This is a genomic window from Thalassospira profundimaris (assembly GCF_003326675.1).
GTDB classification, from domain to species: domain Bacteria; phylum Pseudomonadota; class Alphaproteobacteria; order Rhodospirillales; family Thalassospiraceae; genus Thalassospira; species Thalassospira aquimaris.
Genome location: NZ_JPWF01000003.1, coordinates 1 through 17,323, shown reverse-complemented (window position 1 = coordinate 17,323; position 17,323 = coordinate 1). Strand labels below are relative to the sequence as shown.

Below are 17,323 nucleotides of genomic sequence, written 5' to 3'. Positions count from 1 at the left end.
GAATGACGCTCACATCCGTCCGGCAACAACAGACACCCTGTCGTCAATTGGCGCAAACAACCGACGAAGTGTCGTCCTCTTAAAGATTGGCAACTCCCCACCTTGGCAGAGCATCCAAAATCAAATTCGATTGAACACTGCTCAGCCACCGTCAACGCAAAGGTTGATCATTGTCGTTGACAGTCACGCCCGAGATGATTATACGCATAATCAATCTGATTAAGCGCTTAATTAAAATCTGTTTCGGAGAATGTCTGTGACCACTGGCCAGAATCGCACCAAACGCGCAACGCAAAGCGATGTCGCCGCTTTGGCAGGTGTATCAACCGCAGTGGTTTCGGCCGTAATTTCATCCAAACCGGGCAAAACCATCCGGGTTGGCAAAGAAGCCGAGAAGCGCGTCCGCGAAGCGATGGAAACCTTGGGATATGCACCCAATGTCGTCGCCCAATCGCTTGCTGGTGGAAAACGCAACATCATTGGCGTCTTCACCTATGAGGCGATTTTCCCGTCCGATAGCGAGAACTTCTTTTACCCGTTCCTTCTGGGTATTGAACGTGGCGCGATGCAGCTCGGACAGGATTTGTTGCTGTTTACATCCTCGTCATTTGAACAGGGCCCGCGCAGCATTTTCCCAAACGGGGCAAACCGTATGGGTGTTGCCGATGGTGCAATCCTTTTGGGCGAAGAGCCTGACAAAAGCGAACTGAAGCAGCTTTATGATACCGGCTTCCCGTTCGTCACCATCGGACGACGCGACACCAAGGACGCTGACCTGAACTGGGTTGCCGCCGATTATACCACTGCCGTTTCCGATGTTGTGGACCGTTGTGCGTCAAATGGTCATAGAACCCTTAAATTTGTCGGCGCAACCAAGGTCCGCGAACAGAACATGGATCGCGAGGCGGGTTTTCTAAACAAACAGGGCAACGGTTTAACCCTTTCGGTTGAACGATTGGCCGCCGACGATATTGATGCCAACTGGCTACAAAAATGCCTCGATGACGGCAATACCGTTGTTTTGACCGAGACATTCAAACATGCCGTTGCACTGGAACAACAGGTTTTGGCGCGACATGGCAACATTCCGGAAACCATTTCCATTGTCGCCCTTGCCGCACCACTCAACAGATCCAAAGACGTTGAACGCTGGACACGCATTTCAGTCCCCCGCGAAGAGATGGGCGAACTTGCAGTTCGAAATCTGATTTCACAGATTCGCACGCCGGGTCACACCGCCATCACCGCCACACTTCCGTGCGGTTTCGTCCCAGGCACTACGCTTACAAAAATCTAATCCAACGATAATCGGGAGGAAGTAGGATATGTCTGACTTGATGATTAAGCGCTTAATTTACTCCGCAGCGATCACGTCGTCGCTGGGATTTGGGGCCAATACCGTCAGTGCAGAAGAATTGCGCTTTACGGTTTGGACCGGAAGCGAAGCCCACCTCAAGATGCTTGGTGAAATTGCCGACAGTTTTACCGCTACGCACCCGGATGTCACTGTTCGGTTCGACACGATCCCGTTTGGCGATTATGTTCAGAAAATCACCCTGCAAATGGCGGGCGGCAACGCCCCTGATCTTGGCTGGTTGCTTGAAAACTCGGCCCCTGCCTTCGTTGATGCGGGCGCACTTGCCGACGTGTCGGGCACGCTTAAATCGGCAGATGGTTATGACTATGCCGATTTCTCCCAACCCGCCATGGGTCTTTGGGAAACAAGCGATGCGACCTATGGCATCCCGTTCTCGACTTCGCCGTTTCTGGTTTACTACAACAAATCACTTTATGACGCCGCTGGGCTGGAAACACCGGATCAGCGCATAAAAGACGGCAGTTGGACCTGGGAACAACTCAAGTCCGATGCCAAGGCACTGCGCGATGCATCATCAGGCGTCTGGGGATTTGAAACTTTTGACGGCCAGGGATATGGAAGCCGCGTCTGGCACACGCTTATCCCGATCATTCGGGCCTATGGCGGCTCCGCCTGGGAAGGCGATAGCTGCAAACTCGACAGTCCGCTTTCTGTCCAAGCCGTTCAGCTGTTCCATGACATGGTTTATGCAGATGGCTCCACCGTTCCACCGGGTGAACAGGGTGACTTCTTCTCGGGCAAGGCTGCTTTGACCGTGACCCAGATTTCACGTGTTTCCAAACTGGCCGATGCGACCTTTGACTGGGGCATTGCGCCACTGCCATCCGGTCCGGCTGGCGATGCAGCAACCGTTGGCCAGGCCGCTGTAGTTGCGTTTGCACAGGGCAAACACAAGGAACTGGCGGCTGAATTCCTTGCCCATATGACCAACAAGGAAAACGTTGCCAAGATGGCGGCCTTTTTCCCTCCCGCCCGCAAATCGGTGCTGAACGGCGATGGCTTCCTGACAAGCAATACCGCGGTTGCCCCGGAAAAAATGGCCTTCGTCGCCGAGGGGATTGAAAGCGGTTCGGTTCTCCCAAGCCATCAGCGCTTCCCGCAGATCGAAGCAGAAGCACGTCCAAACTTTGATGCGCTTTGGTCCAAGAACGCCGATGTTGCGGCAACGATGAAAAAGCTCTGCAGTGGCATTTCGCCACTTCTCTGATCGTACAATCCTTGCTTACGCCTGCTATCGCCCGATCAACACAGCGATAGCAGGCAATCATCCTTCCCTTCGAAGGAAGCGAACATGTCCGCTGTCCGCAAGGGGCCATCCCTATCGCTTAAGGCCAGAGAGGCCATAACAGGATGGCTCTTCGTAAGTCCGATCCTGACGGGATTTCTGATCTTTTTTGTCGGCCCGTTGATCGCCGTTTTCTATTACAGCACCACCGAATGGAACCTGCTCAGTCAGCAATCGCGTTTTGTCGGCATGGCAAACTATGTCGATGCACTGACCCGCAATGAAACCTTCTGGGATGTTCTGGTCAATTCATTGGTCTTTGCGGCCGGGCTGGTTCCGCTCAACATGGCAATGGCGCTTGGACTGGCACTTGCCCTGTCAAAATCCCGTCCGGGTGCAGTGTTCTTTCGCACTGTTTTCTTTGCACCGGTCATTACCTCCGCCGTTGCCTGGGCGATTATCTGGACCTTTTTGCTTCAACATGAAAGCGGTGCGGTTAATCAGGGACTTTCGATTTTTGGCATTGATGGCCCGAACTGGCTGCATGAACCTGATTGGGCAATGGTATCTGTCATCTTCACCCGCGTTCTTAAAACCGTGGGCCTGAACATGATCCTTTATATCGCCGCCCTGCAATCCATTCCGCGCGATTACGATGAAGCGGCACGCATTGAAGGTGCCAGCAACTGGGAGATTTTCCGGCGCATCACCTGGCCGCTTCTTGCCCCAACCACGCTTGTGATCATGGTGATCACGGTGGTCGGGTCGCTCAAGGTTTTTGATCATATTTACCTGATGACCGGTGGCGGACCACAGAACGGCACAATGGTTCTGGCGTTTTACATCTACGAACAAGGTTTCAAGTTCTTCAATACCGGCTACGCCGCGGCACTTGCCGTTGTTCTGTTCGCCTTGATCCTGCTGTTGACGATTGTGCAAATGTTACTGAAGGCCGCCCGCAAATGAACTACAGAACACAGCAGAAAATCACACGCATATGCTGGATTGTTGGCCTTTGCGCGCTTGCCATTCCATTTGTCTTTCCCTTCTTGTGGATGCTTTCGGGCGCACTTAAGGGACAGGCGGATGTCTTTGCATCCTCGTCGCTTGTCCCGGCAAAGGTGCACTGGTCAAACTTTTCAGACGTTTTCGCCTATCAACCCTTTGCCAGACAGTATTTCAATTCGCTCTATATCGCGATTGTTGTCACCGTCTCGACATTGTTCATTTCCTCGATGGCGGGATATGCGCTGGCACGTCTGCGCTTTGGCGGCAGCGCCTTCATCTTGCTGGTTCTGGTATCGGCTTTGATGATGCCCGAAGAAGTCACCATCATTCCCAACTTCTTCCTGATGAAGGAACTGGGCCTGATGAACAGCCATATGCCCTTGATCCTGTTACCGCTTTTCGGGTCTCAGGGCGTGATGGCGACCTTCCTGATGCGTCAGTATTTTCTGGCCCTGCCCAAGGAGCTTGAAGAAGCCGGGCGCATGGACGGACTGACGCGGTTTGGTGTTTTCTTCAAGATTGCCCTGCCCCTTTCCAAACCGGCCCTGTCAGCGGTTAGCATCATCACCTTCCTGTTTTCATGGAACCTGTTCCTCGAGCCGCTGGTGTTCGTGAATGACATTGAATTGTTCACCCTTCCCCTGGCACTCGCAAACTTTACCGATACTTACGGCCTGCCGCTTTGGCACCTGCAACTCGCAGCGACCGCGCTTGCCGTTATTCCCATGCTCATTGTCTACGTTCTGGCCCAGCGCCAAATCGTCGAAAGCTTCGCCATGTCTGGCGTGAAAGGTTAAAAATGAAAGAACTTCACTCTGATATCGTTATCATCGGAGGCGGACTTGGTGGTGTTGCCGCAGCGCTTTCAGCGCTTAAAATGGGTCGCAGCGTCATCCTGACCGAAGAATTCAAATGGCTTGGTGGCCAATTGACCACGCAGGCCGTCCCCCCAGATGAAAACCCCTGGATCGAGACCGACGGTTCGACCGCAAGCTACAAGCAACTGCGTCAGGAAATCCGCGAATATTATCGCCGGAACTATCCGTTGACCGATGCGGCACGCGCATCTGAAAACCTTAATCCGGGAAGTGGCAATGTCTCGCCGATCTGCGCCGAACCACGTGCCGGTGTCGCAGCCATTGATGCCCTGCTTGCCCCGTGGTTTGCAACCGATCGGCTGACCGTCCTTCTGAATGCCAAACCGATTGCGGTCGACAGCAAGAATGACAGTTTTACCTCGGTCACGGTCATGTCGGCTGAATATGGCGAGATGCTTTTGACCGGTGACTATTTTGTCGACGCCACCGAATTGGGCGACTTGCTTGAACTCGGCAATGTCGAACATGTCATCGGCGCCGAAAGCCGGGCCGAAACCGGTGAACCATCCGCGCTGGAAGGTGATGCGGACCCGAATGACCAGCAAGCGGTCAGCTGGTGCTTTGCAATGAGCTATCACCCCGACGAAGATCACACCATTGAACGTCCGCGTGACTATGATTACTGGCGCAGCTACAAGCTTGATTTCTGGCCTGATCTGCAACTTTCATTCGTTGGCCCGAACCCGGTGACACTGGAACCTGACAACCGTCCGCTGTTTGTCGGTGACAGCGATGCCGAGTTTGCCCCGGACAACTGGCACTATCGCCGGATTTTCTATCGCTGCAACCATACCGGCGATCAATATAACTCCGACATCTGCCTGGTGAACTGGCCGCAGATTGACTATTGCGATGGTCCGATTGTTGGCGTTTCGCCGGAAGAAGCAAAAAAGCATCTTGAAGGCGCGCGTCAGCTTTCCTTGTCGATGCTGTACTGGATGCAGACCGAAGCCCCCCGCCATGATGGTGGCGTTGGCTATCGCGGCCTGAAACCGGCGGGCAATGCAATGGGCACCCTCGATGGTTTGACGATTGCGCCCTATATCCGCGAAAGTCGCCGCATCAAGGCCCTGTTCACGGTTACGGAAAACCATGTCGGCATTGACGCCCGCGAAGGTCTGATCGGGGCCGAACAATTCCATGATTCGGTTGGCGTTGGCAGTTATCGCATTGATCTGCATCCCTCCACCGCCCCGCGTAACTATGTTGATATCGCGAACTGGCCGTTCCAGATCCCGTTGGGAAGCCTGATCCCGCAACGGGTCAAAAACCTGCTTCCGGCCTGCAAGAATATTGGCACGACCCATATCACCAATGGCTGTTATCGCCTGCATCCGGTTGAATGGAATATCGGTGAAAGTGTCGGGGCGCTTGCGGCCTATTGCCTTGATAATGACCTAAGCCCGCGTGCAGTGCGCGAAACCGCAGACAAGCTTGAAGACTTCCAGAAGCTTCTGACCACGCGCTTTGACATCCCGCTTTCCTGGCCGAAGCATATTCTGGAAACACCACGGCTCGAACTGTTTGGACGGGTGGAGTAAAGCATGGCGAAACTTGAACTTAAGGACGTCAAGAAATCCTATGGCCCGGTTGAGGTCATCAAGGGCATTGACCTTACCATCGAAGATGGCGAGTTCTGCGTTTTTGTCGGGCCGTCGGGTTGCGGCAAATCGACCTTGCTTCGGATGATTGCCGGGCTTGAAGACATTACTGACGGAACGTTTGCAATTGATGGCGAACGGATGAACGATATCGCACCCGCCAAACGCGGCATTGCGATGGTGTTTCAATCCTATGCGCTGTATCCGCATCTGACGGTGCGCGAAAACATTGCGTTTGGTCTTAAGGTCCGCAAAACGCCCAAGGCGGAAATTGACAGCCTCGTAAACGAGGCTGTCACAATGCTTCAGCTCGACAAACTTACGGAACGCTTTCCCCGTGAACTTTCGGGCGGTCAACGCCAACGCGTGGCCATTGGTCGCGCAATTGTCGGCCAACCTGAAACATTCCTTTTTGATGAACCTCTATCGAACCTCGATGCCGAACTTCGGGTTCATATGCGCACCCAGATTTCGGACCTGCACAGTCGGCTCAAACGCACAATGATCTATGTGACCCATGATCAGGTCGAAGCCATGACACTGGCCGATAAAATCGTACTGCTACGAGGCGGCAAGATTGAACAGATCGGGTCCCCACGTGACCTTTATGAACGCCCCCAGAACCTTTTTGCCGCTCAGTTCATTGGTACGCCAAAGATGAACATCTTCGAACTGAACGGAGATTTTTCATCCTTGCGCGACCACCTGAACCTTCCGGCAGACGCGCATTATTGCGGCATCCGCCCGGACAGCTTCGAGATCGTTAATGACGGCGACGGTATTCTCTCTGCCACTGTCCGGCTGGTCGAATATCTGGGCAACGCATGCCTTGTTCATGCAGAAATCAAAGGCCATGACACCATCATTATCGAACAGCCGGTTGGCACGCAGGTCCGCGCAGCTGATCGCATTTCACTGACGACTTCACCCAATGCAGTCCATGCTTTTGCCAAGGATGGAAACCGAATTGATTAGCCGGTCCGGGTTTCGATCTTGATCTCAAAAATGATGGCAGCATGGGGTCTCCCGGTGCTGCCTTTTTTGTCGCTCCAGATCGCTACCCCGCACTATGATGCCCCACCCACCAGCCACATCTTGTTTCCTCAATGAAAATCGTGACTGTCGATTTTCAGTTTGGGGGCTTTTGGGGTTTCGGATGCGTGTGACTGGCTTAAACTGTCCAACCCGCTTGCCCAGCGCAGATTCCTTGGGTGGTTGTGGTTGCTGCGGGCAATTTTGGTGTTGTCTGTCAGGCCTTGCAACATTCCCGTCAGATCAAACAATTTGTCGGCAATGATGTGGGTTATGCCATCTTCGCGCTGAAGTTTGCCGCTTACACCCAGCACGGTTGCCGTCATGATTTCGCGGCGGTATTTTTCCATCACCTTGTTCCAGACCACCAGATTGGTGATGCCGGTTTCATCTTCAAGCGTGATGAAGACCACCCCCGATGCGGTTCCCGGTCTTTGGCGGACAATGGCAAGACCGGCATGGTTTAGCCGTTCACCATCGCGCACCGCGGGCAGATCATTTGCCTTGCAGATACCCGCTTCGCCCAAAGCATCGCGCAGCATGCTCATCGGATGGCCTTTAAGCGACAGGCGCAGACTGGCGTAATCTTCGATAATTTCCTCGCCCGGGCCCATGACCGGCAGATCAACCGGGGCTTCGGGCCCGAATTCGGCCGAGACGCCCATATTGTGGTTAAAGTTCTGGGCGGCTTCGAACAAGGGCAGGCTTGCCGGGGCCTTGCGCCCCTTGCCAAAACGCCGCACAGCCCAAAGTGCTTCGCGCCGTGACAGACCAAGGGATCGAAAAGCATCGGCTTCGGCCAGTTTTTCAAGGGCGGCGGGCGACAGCCCGGTTTGACGGGCCATCAGATAGATATCCTGAAACCCGCCCGTCGGACGGTTGGAAATCAGGGCAAGCGCATCAAACTCGCCAAATCCCTTAACCTGGCGGAACCCCAGCCGGACTGCGTGATACCCGGCCGACCGGCCCATTTCGCGTTCGAGCTGATTGTCCCAAAAACTGTGATTGATATCGACTTCCAGCACCCGCACACCATGACTTCTGGCATCCGCCACAAGCTGTGCCGGGGCATAAAACCCCATCGGTTGCGCGTTTAAAAGCGCACATAAAAACACATCCGGGTGATGGCATTTCAGCCATGATGACGCATAGGCCAGAATGGCAAAACTTGCCGCATGGCTTTCGGGAAATCCGTAATCGGCAAAGCCTTCGATCTGCTTGAAACAACGTTCGGCAAAATCCATGTCATAGCCGTTTCTCAGCATCCCGTTGATGAATTTGTCGCGGTGTTCGCCAATGGTGCCGGTACGTTTAAAGGTCGCCATGGCACGCCGCAGATTATCGGCCTCGCCCCCGGAATAACCGGCTGCGACCATGGCAATCTGCATGGCCTGTTCCTGAAACAGCGGCACGCCACAGGTCCGCTTCAAAACGGCTTCAAGTTCCCTGGATGGATATTCGACCTTTTCACGTCCCATGCGCCGCTGCAAAAACGGATGAACCATGCCGCCCTGAATAGGACCGGGACGCACGATGGCGACCTGAATGGTCAGGTCGTAGATGCTTTTGGGTTTCAGGCGGGGCAGCATGCTCATTTGGGCGCGTGATTCCACCTGAAACGTGCCGATACTGTCGGCCTTTTCAAGCATCCTGTAAGTCGCCTTGTCCTCCTTGGGCAGGGATGCAAGATCATGATGGATGTTCTTGTGCCTGCGCAATTCGTCAAAGGCCTTGCGAATACAGGTCAGCATCCCGAGGGCAAGCACATCGACCTTAAGAATGCCGAGCGCATCAATATCGTCCTTGTCCCATTCAATCGTCGTGCGATCCGCCATTGCCGCATTGGCAATCGGTGAAAGTTCGCAAAGCGGCCCGCGCGTAATGACAAAACCGCCGACATGTTGCGACAAATGGCGGGGAAATCCGGTCAATTCACCAGCCAGATCAAGCACAGCCTTAAGCCTGGGTTCATCGGGATGGATGCCCGATTGGCGCATCATGGTGTCATGCGCACCCTTGCTGCTTGATCCCCAAATGGTTTTGGTCAGTTTGACAATGGTGTCTTCAGACAGGCCAAACACCTTGCCGACATCACGAATGGCACTGCGTGATCGGTATGAAATCACCGTGGCCGTCAACCCGGCGCGTTCACGGCCATAGCGGTCATAGATAAACTGGATGACTTCTTCGCGGCGTTCATGTTCGAAATCGACATCGATATCGGGCGGTTCCTTGCGCGCATTGCTGATAAAACGTGAAAACAGCAATTCGACTTCATTCGGATCAACCGAGGTGACATGCAAGCAAAAGCAAACCGATGAATTGGCCGCCGATCCGCGCCCCTGGCACAAAATCCCCTTGGACCGGGCAAAGGCCACGATGTCATGCACGGTCAGGAAATAGGGGGCATAATCCAGCTCGTCGATCAGTTTAAGCTCGGTCTCGATCAGGTTTTTGATCTTGTCCGGCACCCCTTCGGGGTAGCGTTTTGCCGCCCCTTCCCAGGTCAGGCGGGTTAACCGTTCCTGTGTGCCTTCGCCCGATCCGTCATTTTCATCGGGATATTCATAGCGCAGTTCTTCAAGGCTGAATGTACAGCGATCCGCAATTTCAATGGTGCGGGCAAGCCAATGGGGATGATCGGGAAACAGCCGGGCCATTTCCCCCGGTGATTTGATATGGCGTTCGCCATTGGGAAACAGCCGGTATCCGGCATCCTCGATCCGGCAATGATGACGAATACAGGTCAGAACATCCTGCAACGGTTTGCGTGATCGCAGATGCATATGCACGTCATTGGTGACGACGGCGGGTATGCCAAGATTGGCCTCCACCTCCTCGGTGAAGGCAAGGCGTTCGCTGTCAAACCCGTCCATGAACCGCCCGACCGAAAGCCAAAGCTGATCGGCAAAATGGCGTTTCAAATCCGGCAGGCTATTGCGAAAGGCCTCATCAGGCACCTGTGGCGGGATGACAATAAATGACAGGCCTTCCTTGTGGTCGATAATATCGGCGACATAAATCTCGCACGATCCCTTGGGCGCCCGGCGCTTGCCAAGGGTCAGGAGCCGACATAACCGCGCATAAGCCGCCCGATCCGTCGGGTAACACAGCATCGATGCCCCATCCATCGGATCAAGACGACAGCCGACAATGTAATGTAACCGGTCGGCATAATTACCATGCGCCGTATGTCCGCGCACAACACCGGCAAGCGTATTGCGATCCGTGATCGCAATGGCATGCAGTCCCTTGGTTGCGGCGGTCAGAACCAGTTCTTCGGCATGGGATGCCCCGCGCAGAAAGGAAAAATTGCTGCTGACCTGAAGTTCGGCATAGGCCGGTTCGGGGGATTTTGTGGCTGATGCGGGTTTCCGTTGGGTCATGACATCATCCCGCAAACAGCCCATGCACCGACCAGATATCCTGCCCGGCATGGCCGGTCCGAAACAGCCACAACATCCGCCCCCTTTCATCGAGAATACGGAAATAATCACGCGTCATCCGCGACAGGGCATAATTATCCTGATCAAGGTTTTCCCACCATTCCGGGCACACCCGTTCAGGGCCATCGGCCCGAACGATACCCAAAACCGTCTTGCGCCAGCGCAGCCGGGTTGGCGCACCGCGATGGTTGCGTTCAATCACCTCGACCGGCTCGGGAGGCTCCAGCAACCGGATCGGACGTTTGGGCAAGGTAACGCCGGGCAAGTGCGCAGACCTTGCCGCGCCGACCGGGGCCTGGCGAATGGCCGCGCGTTCGGGCAGGTGACTTGCATGATGGGCCGGGCGATAAAGAATATCCTTGGGCCCGAGATGATGGCTGATCCTATCAATTAACTGGGCAAGGGCGATGGCATCACCGGCTTCGTCCTGTTGGCGGTCCAGACGCACCTGACGAAAGGCGATATGTTCGACCCAGGGCGCATAGACAATCACCTGCTCGATGCCAAATCCGGTATCCACACCGGGCATCTTTTCAGCAAGAAGACGCAGGATATGCGCCGGGGACTGACAAGGTGCGCCGGTTGACGTGGTTATGGTGTGTCTATGCCCGTCGACCCGGATGGTGCGAATGGTCAGACGCCGCAAACCAAGATTGTCCGCGCCAAGCTTTTCACAAAGTTGTTCGGTCATGGTCTGGATCGCTAGGGCCAGATTGGCTGCATCGCCAAGCGGCTCGCCAAAGTTTTGTTTGATCAGCCACGGGGTATCGGGCAGCTCAAAATCAAGATGTTCGGGCAGGCGTCCATAAAACTGATCAAGGCGCAATAAAACATCCGGGCCCATGCGGGTGGTGATGTTGGCGCGTGGCAAGGGGGTAATATCGCCAAGCTGTTTCAGGCCCAAACGCGATAGTAGTGCGATGATGTCATCAGACAGCCGCAAGCCGGAAACAGGAAAGGATGCCGCCACCCCATGATCGGCAGGCAGGGACAAGATGCGGTCGGATGGCTTGCCCTTGTGGCAGCGCGCAGTTGCCCATGCCGCACCGGCGGTATCGGCAATGGCAATTCTGGCGTCATAGCCACGGGCTTTTACATCCCGCAGGATTTGCAAGATCATGGCAGCTTCGCCCCCAAACAGATGGCTTCCGCCGGTGATCTCAAGCCACAATCCACCATCCCCCTTTTGACCGTGATCATGCAAATCCCGGTCCGGGGCCACCCACGGGCTGTATCGGTCCATCGCCCGGATCAGGTGCGCCAGATGGGATTGATAAAGGTCACCCTCTTCGGGGGTATCGATCAGGTCCGGCAGGATGCTGCGCGCATCAGACAGGCGCATGCCACCATGCAGCCCGACCTGTTCGGCCGCATGATTAAGCCCGCAGACAAATACCCCCTTGTGATCGACACGGGTGATCACCTGCGCGCTATCGGCAGTTGCCTTATCCGTGACACGAGGATCAGACTTGGACGTGCCGACCTTCTGATGCAGGGCCTGACGGATGGTATGGCAGTCGGTTTTCCAGTGGGTCAACCACAGATAAAGAAAACGTTGCTGCATCGGCTTTGACTTTCCAGCTTCCCGGTCGAACCCCGCGTCCCCCGATCAGGCTGAGTTGATGAATATTCCCTGTCATGTTTTGCTGCGAAGATGATACCGGCTCGATCTTCCAACGGGTCAGTGCACTTGATGGCATCAAACGCCCGTTTCGGGATGCGCGCCGCATGACAATCATCCGTGTCCCGGCGGCTTCACAGGCCAGTTGCAGACGTCGCGCCGCGGTCAGGTCATAGTCCGTCGTCTCCAATATGACCGAGGCAACCTGCCCGGATTTGGCAACCTCTTCACATGCCCAAAGTGCTGTGGCCTGCTGATCAACCACCATCATCAAGGATTGCGAGCCCGTCTCGCGATCTATCGGCAAGGCCAGATGATAAAAGCCCCCCTGATCAATCGCCCGTCTTTGCCGAACCCAGAAGATAGACCGTCCCATCGGGTTTGCTTCCGGTTTAGCCGTATCGAGCTGTGCCAGATACCAAACCAAGATAGATGCGGCACCTGCATCATGAAGACAGATCACTTCGTGCAAGCCGATCGAACTGAACCCGCCGAGACTGATATTCCCGGACAGCTCCATATTGCCAAATGCGGTCGAAATGACGTCGCCAGCACCCATCGACAAGCAGGCAATGTTTGCTTTCCACTGCTTCTCTGCCTGTACCAAAGCGACACGGGCATCATGGAGCCTTTCAGACAGCATCACACTTTAAACTCATATGTTCACTATTTGTTCTTAAATAGGAATACAACTCCCCAGAGTCAATTCTAAAGCCGTGATCATGCTTCTAGATCATTTGAAATTGCTTTGGCATAAATCCACAAGTCAGGCTTCTACAACCCCGAACTATGACAAACAAATAGCAGCGCAGACGCGCATGCATGTCGGGGTAAGACAGAATCAATTTCTCGGGAAAAAATTGTTACGTGCCAGATAAGCTCACAATTTCCGAATTAGAGCAATTTGAAAACAGAAGCTTTATCCGTCAGAACTTGCAAACAGGCTCCACCACCCACGCAAAGTCAAATTCAATTAACAATTTTGAATAGACATACCAGTCATTCAATTTCCCACAAAATCTTCCCGATGCTACCAAAATAGCACTCTTGATCAGATTACCGTCGGTCAAGACGCTACGGAGTTAGCTGTGACGATCAAAAGATCGCCAAACGCAATTAGACAAAACAAATTGGCTCTGATGCTGTTGCCCTGATCTGGCCGGCCCAAGGAGCATTTAACTGTTGCGAAACACTCGGGAGGAAAATGATGTTCCGCAAACTAATGATTGCCGGTGCAATGACATCGGTGCTGGCTGTTTCGTTCGGCCAGGCACAGGCTGCTGATTACACGTTGCGCTTTTCGCACCAGTGGCCGCCGGTTGCCGGAATGCAAAAAGAACTGTTCCAAGTCTGGGCTGATACCATCGCCAAAGAGTCCGATGGCCGTATCGAAGTTGAAATGTATCCGTCTGCGACCCTTGCGGCACCGCCCGCACAATATGAAGCAGTCGAGGATGGCATTGCCGATGTTGCCGCCGCCATTCAGGGCTATACCGCCAATCGCTTCCCGTTGACCCAGGTTGTCGAGCTTCCGGGACTTATCAAAAACGCAGCACATGGTTCTTGCATCATTCAGAGCCTTTATGACGAAGGCCTGATTTCTGACGAATATAAGGGCACCCGCCCGCTGTTCCTGTTTACCCATGGTCAGGGTCTTTTGCATACCGGCGACAAACTGATTGCGACCCCGGCTGATCTGGCGGGCCTTCGTATCCGCCGTCCGACATCGGTTGTGGCCAATATTCTTGAAGCTGCCGGCGCACAGCCGCTTGGCATGCCTGCACCGGAATCCTATCAGGCCATGCAGCTTGACGTGATTGACGGGGTAGCACTTCCCTGGGAAGGCGCATTGGCATTCCGTCTGAATGAACTTGCAACGGCGCATACCAGCGTTGGTGATCTTTATACCCTGTCCTTCCTTGTCACCATGAACGAAGACAGCTTTGAAAACCTTCCCGAAGACCTTCAGGAAGTGGTCAAGAACAACTCGGGAATGGCTTGGTCGGAAAAGGCCGGGAACCTGTTTGACGCACTTGATGCCAAGGGCATGAAACAGGCACAGGATGCCGGACATACCTTCCTGACAGTTGAAGGCGGCGTTGATAACCCGGCATGGAAGCCGGTTCTTGATCAGGCCACCGAGACCTATCTTGCCGATCTTGAAAGCCGTGGTCTTCCGGGTCGCAAAGTTTATGCCCGCGCCAAGGAACTTGCCGCGACATGCAAGTAAGCTCGCCCACAGAGCCTACCCGCAAGGCTTTCTTTCTGCTTGACCTTACCGACCGCATCGCCAAGGCGATGCGGATCGGCAGCGGGGTTCTTCTGGTCTTCATCATGACAGTGACACTTGTTGACGTCATTGCCCGCACAATCTTTGCCGCGACGAATGGCGGCATAGATATGACCTTTACCGGGGCTGTCGAACTGGTCAGCTATGGCATGATGGCGATGGTTCTGCTTGCTTTCCCGTATGGCGTCGACAAGGGGCAGGTCATTGTTGATCTGTTTACCGACAATTTGCGCCGCCAGACCAAGATGCTCCTTGAATGCATCTATATGCTGGGCTTTGCCGCCCTCGCATCAGGCATGACCATCCGTTTTTACGAAGTTGCCGGACGCATGAAACGATCCGGTGAATCCAGTCAGGATCTTCTGATACCCCTTCACATTGTCTACAGCTTTGCGTCCTGCGCGCTGGCATTCCTTGCCCTGCGCTGCACCCTGCTTGCGATTGACTATCTTGTTTCAGGAGCTAAACGACCATGAGCGCGCCCCTGATTGGCCTTGTCTGCGTTGCAGTCATGCTGCTGCTGATTGCGTTTCGTTGTCCGATTTCACTGGCAATGTCGGCGGTCGGCTTTGTCGGCTTTGGCTTGATTGTCGCTTTCAAGCCGGCATTTGCCCTGCTTGAAAAGGGCCCGTTTGAAACCCTGACGGCCTATGGCTTCAGTCCGGTTCCCATGTTCATTCTGCTTGGTGTTTTTGCCTCAAAGGCACGCATGTCAGCCGAGCTGTTTAACGGCGCCAAAACATTCTTTGGTGGCTGGCGTGGTGGTATGGGCTTGGCGGCTGTCACATCATGCGGCGTGTTTTCCGCCATTTCGGGATCATCTCTTGCGACCGCGGCCAGCATGGCACGTGTCGCCCTGCCAGAAATGAAAAAGAACGGGTATGTGCCATCCTTTGCCGCCGGGACACTTGCCGCGGGCGGAACGCTTGGCATCATGATCCCGCCGTCGATTGCGCTTTTGCTATATGCGCTGATTACCGAACATTCGGTTGGTCAGATGTTTATGGCCGGGATCATTCCCGGGCTTCTCGGCCTTGTGCTTTATTGTGCGACCATTGCTGCCATCGTGTTTTTCAAACCCGATGTCGCCAGGCCCGGTCAGCCGACCACACTGGTTGAAAAGATCATCGGGCTTAAGGGACTTCTGCCCTTTGCGGTTATCTTTGCCTTTATCATTGGCGGGATTTATGGCGGGTTCTTTACCCCGACCGAGGCCGCCGCGGTTGGCGCGTTCTTTACCATGATCCTTGCCTTTATCCGGGGTATGACCGGAACCCAATTCATCGAGGCAATTGGCGAAACCCTGACCCTTTCGATCATGATTTTCTTCATGCTGGTCGGCGCAGAAATCTTTGGTTATTTCCTGTCGGTATCGCGGATTTCGCATTCGCTGGTCGAACTGGTCGCGCAGCTTGATATGCCGCCTTATGCAGTCCTGTTCTGTGTCCTTGCCCTTTATATTGTTCTGGGCTGTGTCATGGACAGTATCGCCATGCTGCTTTTGACCGTGCCGGTGGTTTACCCGATTGTCATTGCCGCCGGGTTTGATCCGGTCTGGTTTGGTATTCTGACCGTGATCACGGTCGAGCTTGGCCTGATTACGCCGCCGGTTGGCATGAATGCCTTTGTCATCAAATCGGTCGCGCCTGATATCCCGATTGGTCAAATTTTCCGTGGCGTGATGCCCTTTGTCATTTCCGACATTGTGCGTCTTGCCGTGCTGATTGCTTTCCCGTCGCTGGTATATGTCCTGCTGTAACCCTGCGATCTGATAACGCCCCATAATGAAAGGAAACGGACATGTCTGAACCCTGTTTTGATGTTGCCCATCTCGGTCATGTCGAGTTGTTTACCAACAAGTTCGAAGAAAGCCTGGATTTCTTTATCAACGTGTATGGCCTTACTGAAAGTGGCCGCGACGAAAATTCCGTCTATCTGCGTGCTTGGGATGATTACGAATTCCACAGCCTGAAACTGACCCGATCCGACACCACTGGCGTTGGTCATATCGGCTATCGCGCAAGTTCCGAAGCCGCCCTGATGCGCCGCGTCAACGTGATCGAGGAAATGGGCTGCGGCATTGGCTGGGTTGATGGCGATATGGGACATGGACGGGCTTATCGCTTTACCGATCCAGATGGACATGTATTCGAACTTTATTACGACACGGTCAAATATCAGGCCCCGGAATCCGAAAAGCCGGCCCTGAAAAACATTGCACAGCGTTATCACGGCCGTGGTGTCGCGGTGCGTCGCATTGATCATCTGAACCTTTTGGCAACCAATGTCGAAGCCATTCGCGACTTCATGCAAAAGGCACTGGGATCACGCGTGACCGAACAGATCATGCTGGATAGCGGTGTGCTTGCCGGGTGCTGGTTCACCGTCAACAACAAGACCTATGACATTGCCTATACCAAGGATGCGACCGGTACGCCGGGCCGTTTCCATCACGTGACCTATGCGCTTGATCAACGCGAAGACGTCCTGCGTGCGGCTGATATCTTCCTTGAAAACAATGTGTTCATCGAAACCGGCCCGCACAAGCACGCCGTTCAGGGCACGTTCTTCCTGTATGTCTATGAACCGGCAGGCAACCGGGTCGAGGTTTGCAACGCCGGCGCCCGCCTGATCCTGCAACCTGACTGGGAAACCGTCACCTGGACCGAGACTGACCGCATGAAAGGCCAGGCATGGGGACTGAAAACCATTTCGTCCTTCCATACCCATGGCACACCGCCGGTTCCAGAAGCAGCAGAGTAATCTGCACGCTTCGTTCCGATACAGCAAAGGCAGGGTTAACACCCTGCCTTTCAGATTGCTGACGAACCCCGTCTTTTTCAT

The 17,323-nt window shown here is 54.3% G+C and carries 13 protein-coding genes; 10 read left to right on the top strand and 3 right to left on the bottom strand.

Annotated features, from left to right (window positions below; translation table 11 throughout):
- The first annotated feature begins 256 nt into the window (after positions 1-256).
- The 6 genes from TH19_RS04995 (at position 257) to TH19_RS04970 (ending at position 7,065) form a co-directional block, all read left to right on the top strand.
- Positions 257-1,297, top strand: a complete 1,041-nt coding sequence (locus TH19_RS04995) for a LacI family DNA-binding transcriptional regulator (protein ID WP_181846319.1) — start codon at positions 257-259, stop codon at positions 1,295-1,297.
- 40 nt (positions 1,298-1,337) lie between these two features.
- On the top strand, positions 1,338-2,585 hold the full coding sequence (locus TH19_RS04990; protein WP_114101534.1) for an ABC transporter substrate-binding protein: 1,248 nt from the start codon (positions 1,338-1,340) through the stop codon (positions 2,583-2,585).
- A gap of 84 nt (positions 2,586-2,669) precedes the next feature.
- Positions 2,670-3,569 carry a carbohydrate ABC transporter permease gene (locus tag TH19_RS04985; protein ID WP_114101252.1) on the top strand — a complete coding sequence of 300 codons (900 nt, stop codon included), beginning with the start codon at positions 2,670-2,672 and terminating at the stop codon, positions 3,567-3,569.
- A complete protein-coding gene (locus TH19_RS04980) occupies positions 3,566-4,408 on the top strand; it encodes a carbohydrate ABC transporter permease (RefSeq protein ID WP_114101251.1) in 843 nt (280 codons plus the stop codon). Before TH19_RS04985 ends, TH19_RS04980 begins: the two co-directional genes overlap by 4 nt.
- 2 nt (positions 4,409-4,410) lie before the next feature.
- A complete protein-coding gene (locus tag TH19_RS04975) occupies positions 4,411-6,030 on the top strand; it encodes an FAD-dependent oxidoreductase (protein ID WP_114101250.1) in 1,620 nt (539 codons plus the stop codon).
- 3 nt (positions 6,031-6,033) lie between these two features.
- Positions 6,034-7,065 carry an ABC transporter ATP-binding protein gene (locus tag TH19_RS04970; protein ID WP_114101249.1) on the top strand — a complete coding sequence of 344 codons (1,032 nt, stop codon included), beginning with the start codon at positions 6,034-6,036 and terminating at the stop codon, positions 7,063-7,065.
- A 128-nt stretch (positions 7,066-7,193) separates the two neighbouring features.
- Here TH19_RS04970 and TH19_RS04965 read toward each other — a convergent pair whose 3' ends face one another.
- The 3 genes from TH19_RS04965 to TH19_RS04955 are packed head-to-tail and all read right to left on the bottom strand — an operon-like array spanning position 7,194 to position 12,832.
- Positions 7,194-10,508: an error-prone DNA polymerase gene (locus TH19_RS04965; protein WP_114101533.1), complete on the bottom strand. Its 3,315-nt coding sequence runs from the start codon at positions 10,506-10,508 to the stop codon at positions 7,194-7,196.
- A gap of 4 nt (positions 10,509-10,512) precedes the next feature.
- Positions 10,513-12,132 carry a Y-family DNA polymerase gene (locus TH19_RS04960; RefSeq protein ID WP_258547832.1) on the bottom strand — a complete coding sequence of 540 codons (1,620 nt, stop codon included), beginning with the start codon at positions 12,130-12,132 and terminating at the stop codon, positions 10,513-10,515.
- Positions 12,032-12,832, bottom strand: a complete 801-nt coding sequence (locus tag TH19_RS04955) for an ImuA family protein (RefSeq protein WP_114101248.1) — start codon at positions 12,830-12,832, stop codon at positions 12,032-12,034. Before TH19_RS04955 ends, TH19_RS04960 begins: the two co-directional genes overlap by 101 nt.
- A gap of 564 nt (positions 12,833-13,396) precedes the next feature.
- Here TH19_RS04955 and TH19_RS04950 point away from each other — a divergent pair.
- From TH19_RS04950 to TH19_RS04935, 4 genes are read left to right on the top strand one after another with little or no spacing between them, the layout of a single operon-like run.
- Positions 13,397-14,419 carry a TRAP transporter substrate-binding protein gene (locus TH19_RS04950; RefSeq protein ID WP_114101531.1) on the top strand — a complete coding sequence of 341 codons (1,023 nt, stop codon included), beginning with the start codon at positions 13,397-13,399 and terminating at the stop codon, positions 14,417-14,419.
- Positions 14,410-14,955, top strand: coding sequence for a TRAP transporter small permease (locus TH19_RS04945; protein WP_114101247.1), 546 nt, complete (start codon positions 14,410-14,412; stop codon positions 14,953-14,955). Before TH19_RS04950 ends, TH19_RS04945 begins: the two co-directional genes overlap by 10 nt.
- Positions 14,952-16,238, top strand: coding sequence for a TRAP transporter large permease (locus TH19_RS04940; protein ID WP_114101246.1), 1,287 nt, complete (start codon positions 14,952-14,954; stop codon positions 16,236-16,238). The genes TH19_RS04945 and TH19_RS04940 overlap by 4 nt, the downstream gene beginning before the upstream one ends.
- A 41-nt stretch (positions 16,239-16,279) precedes the next feature.
- Positions 16,280-17,242, top strand: a complete 963-nt coding sequence (locus TH19_RS04935) for a catechol 2,3-dioxygenase (RefSeq protein WP_114101245.1) — start codon at positions 16,280-16,282, stop codon at positions 17,240-17,242.
- Positions 17,243-17,323: the final 81 nt, after the last annotated feature.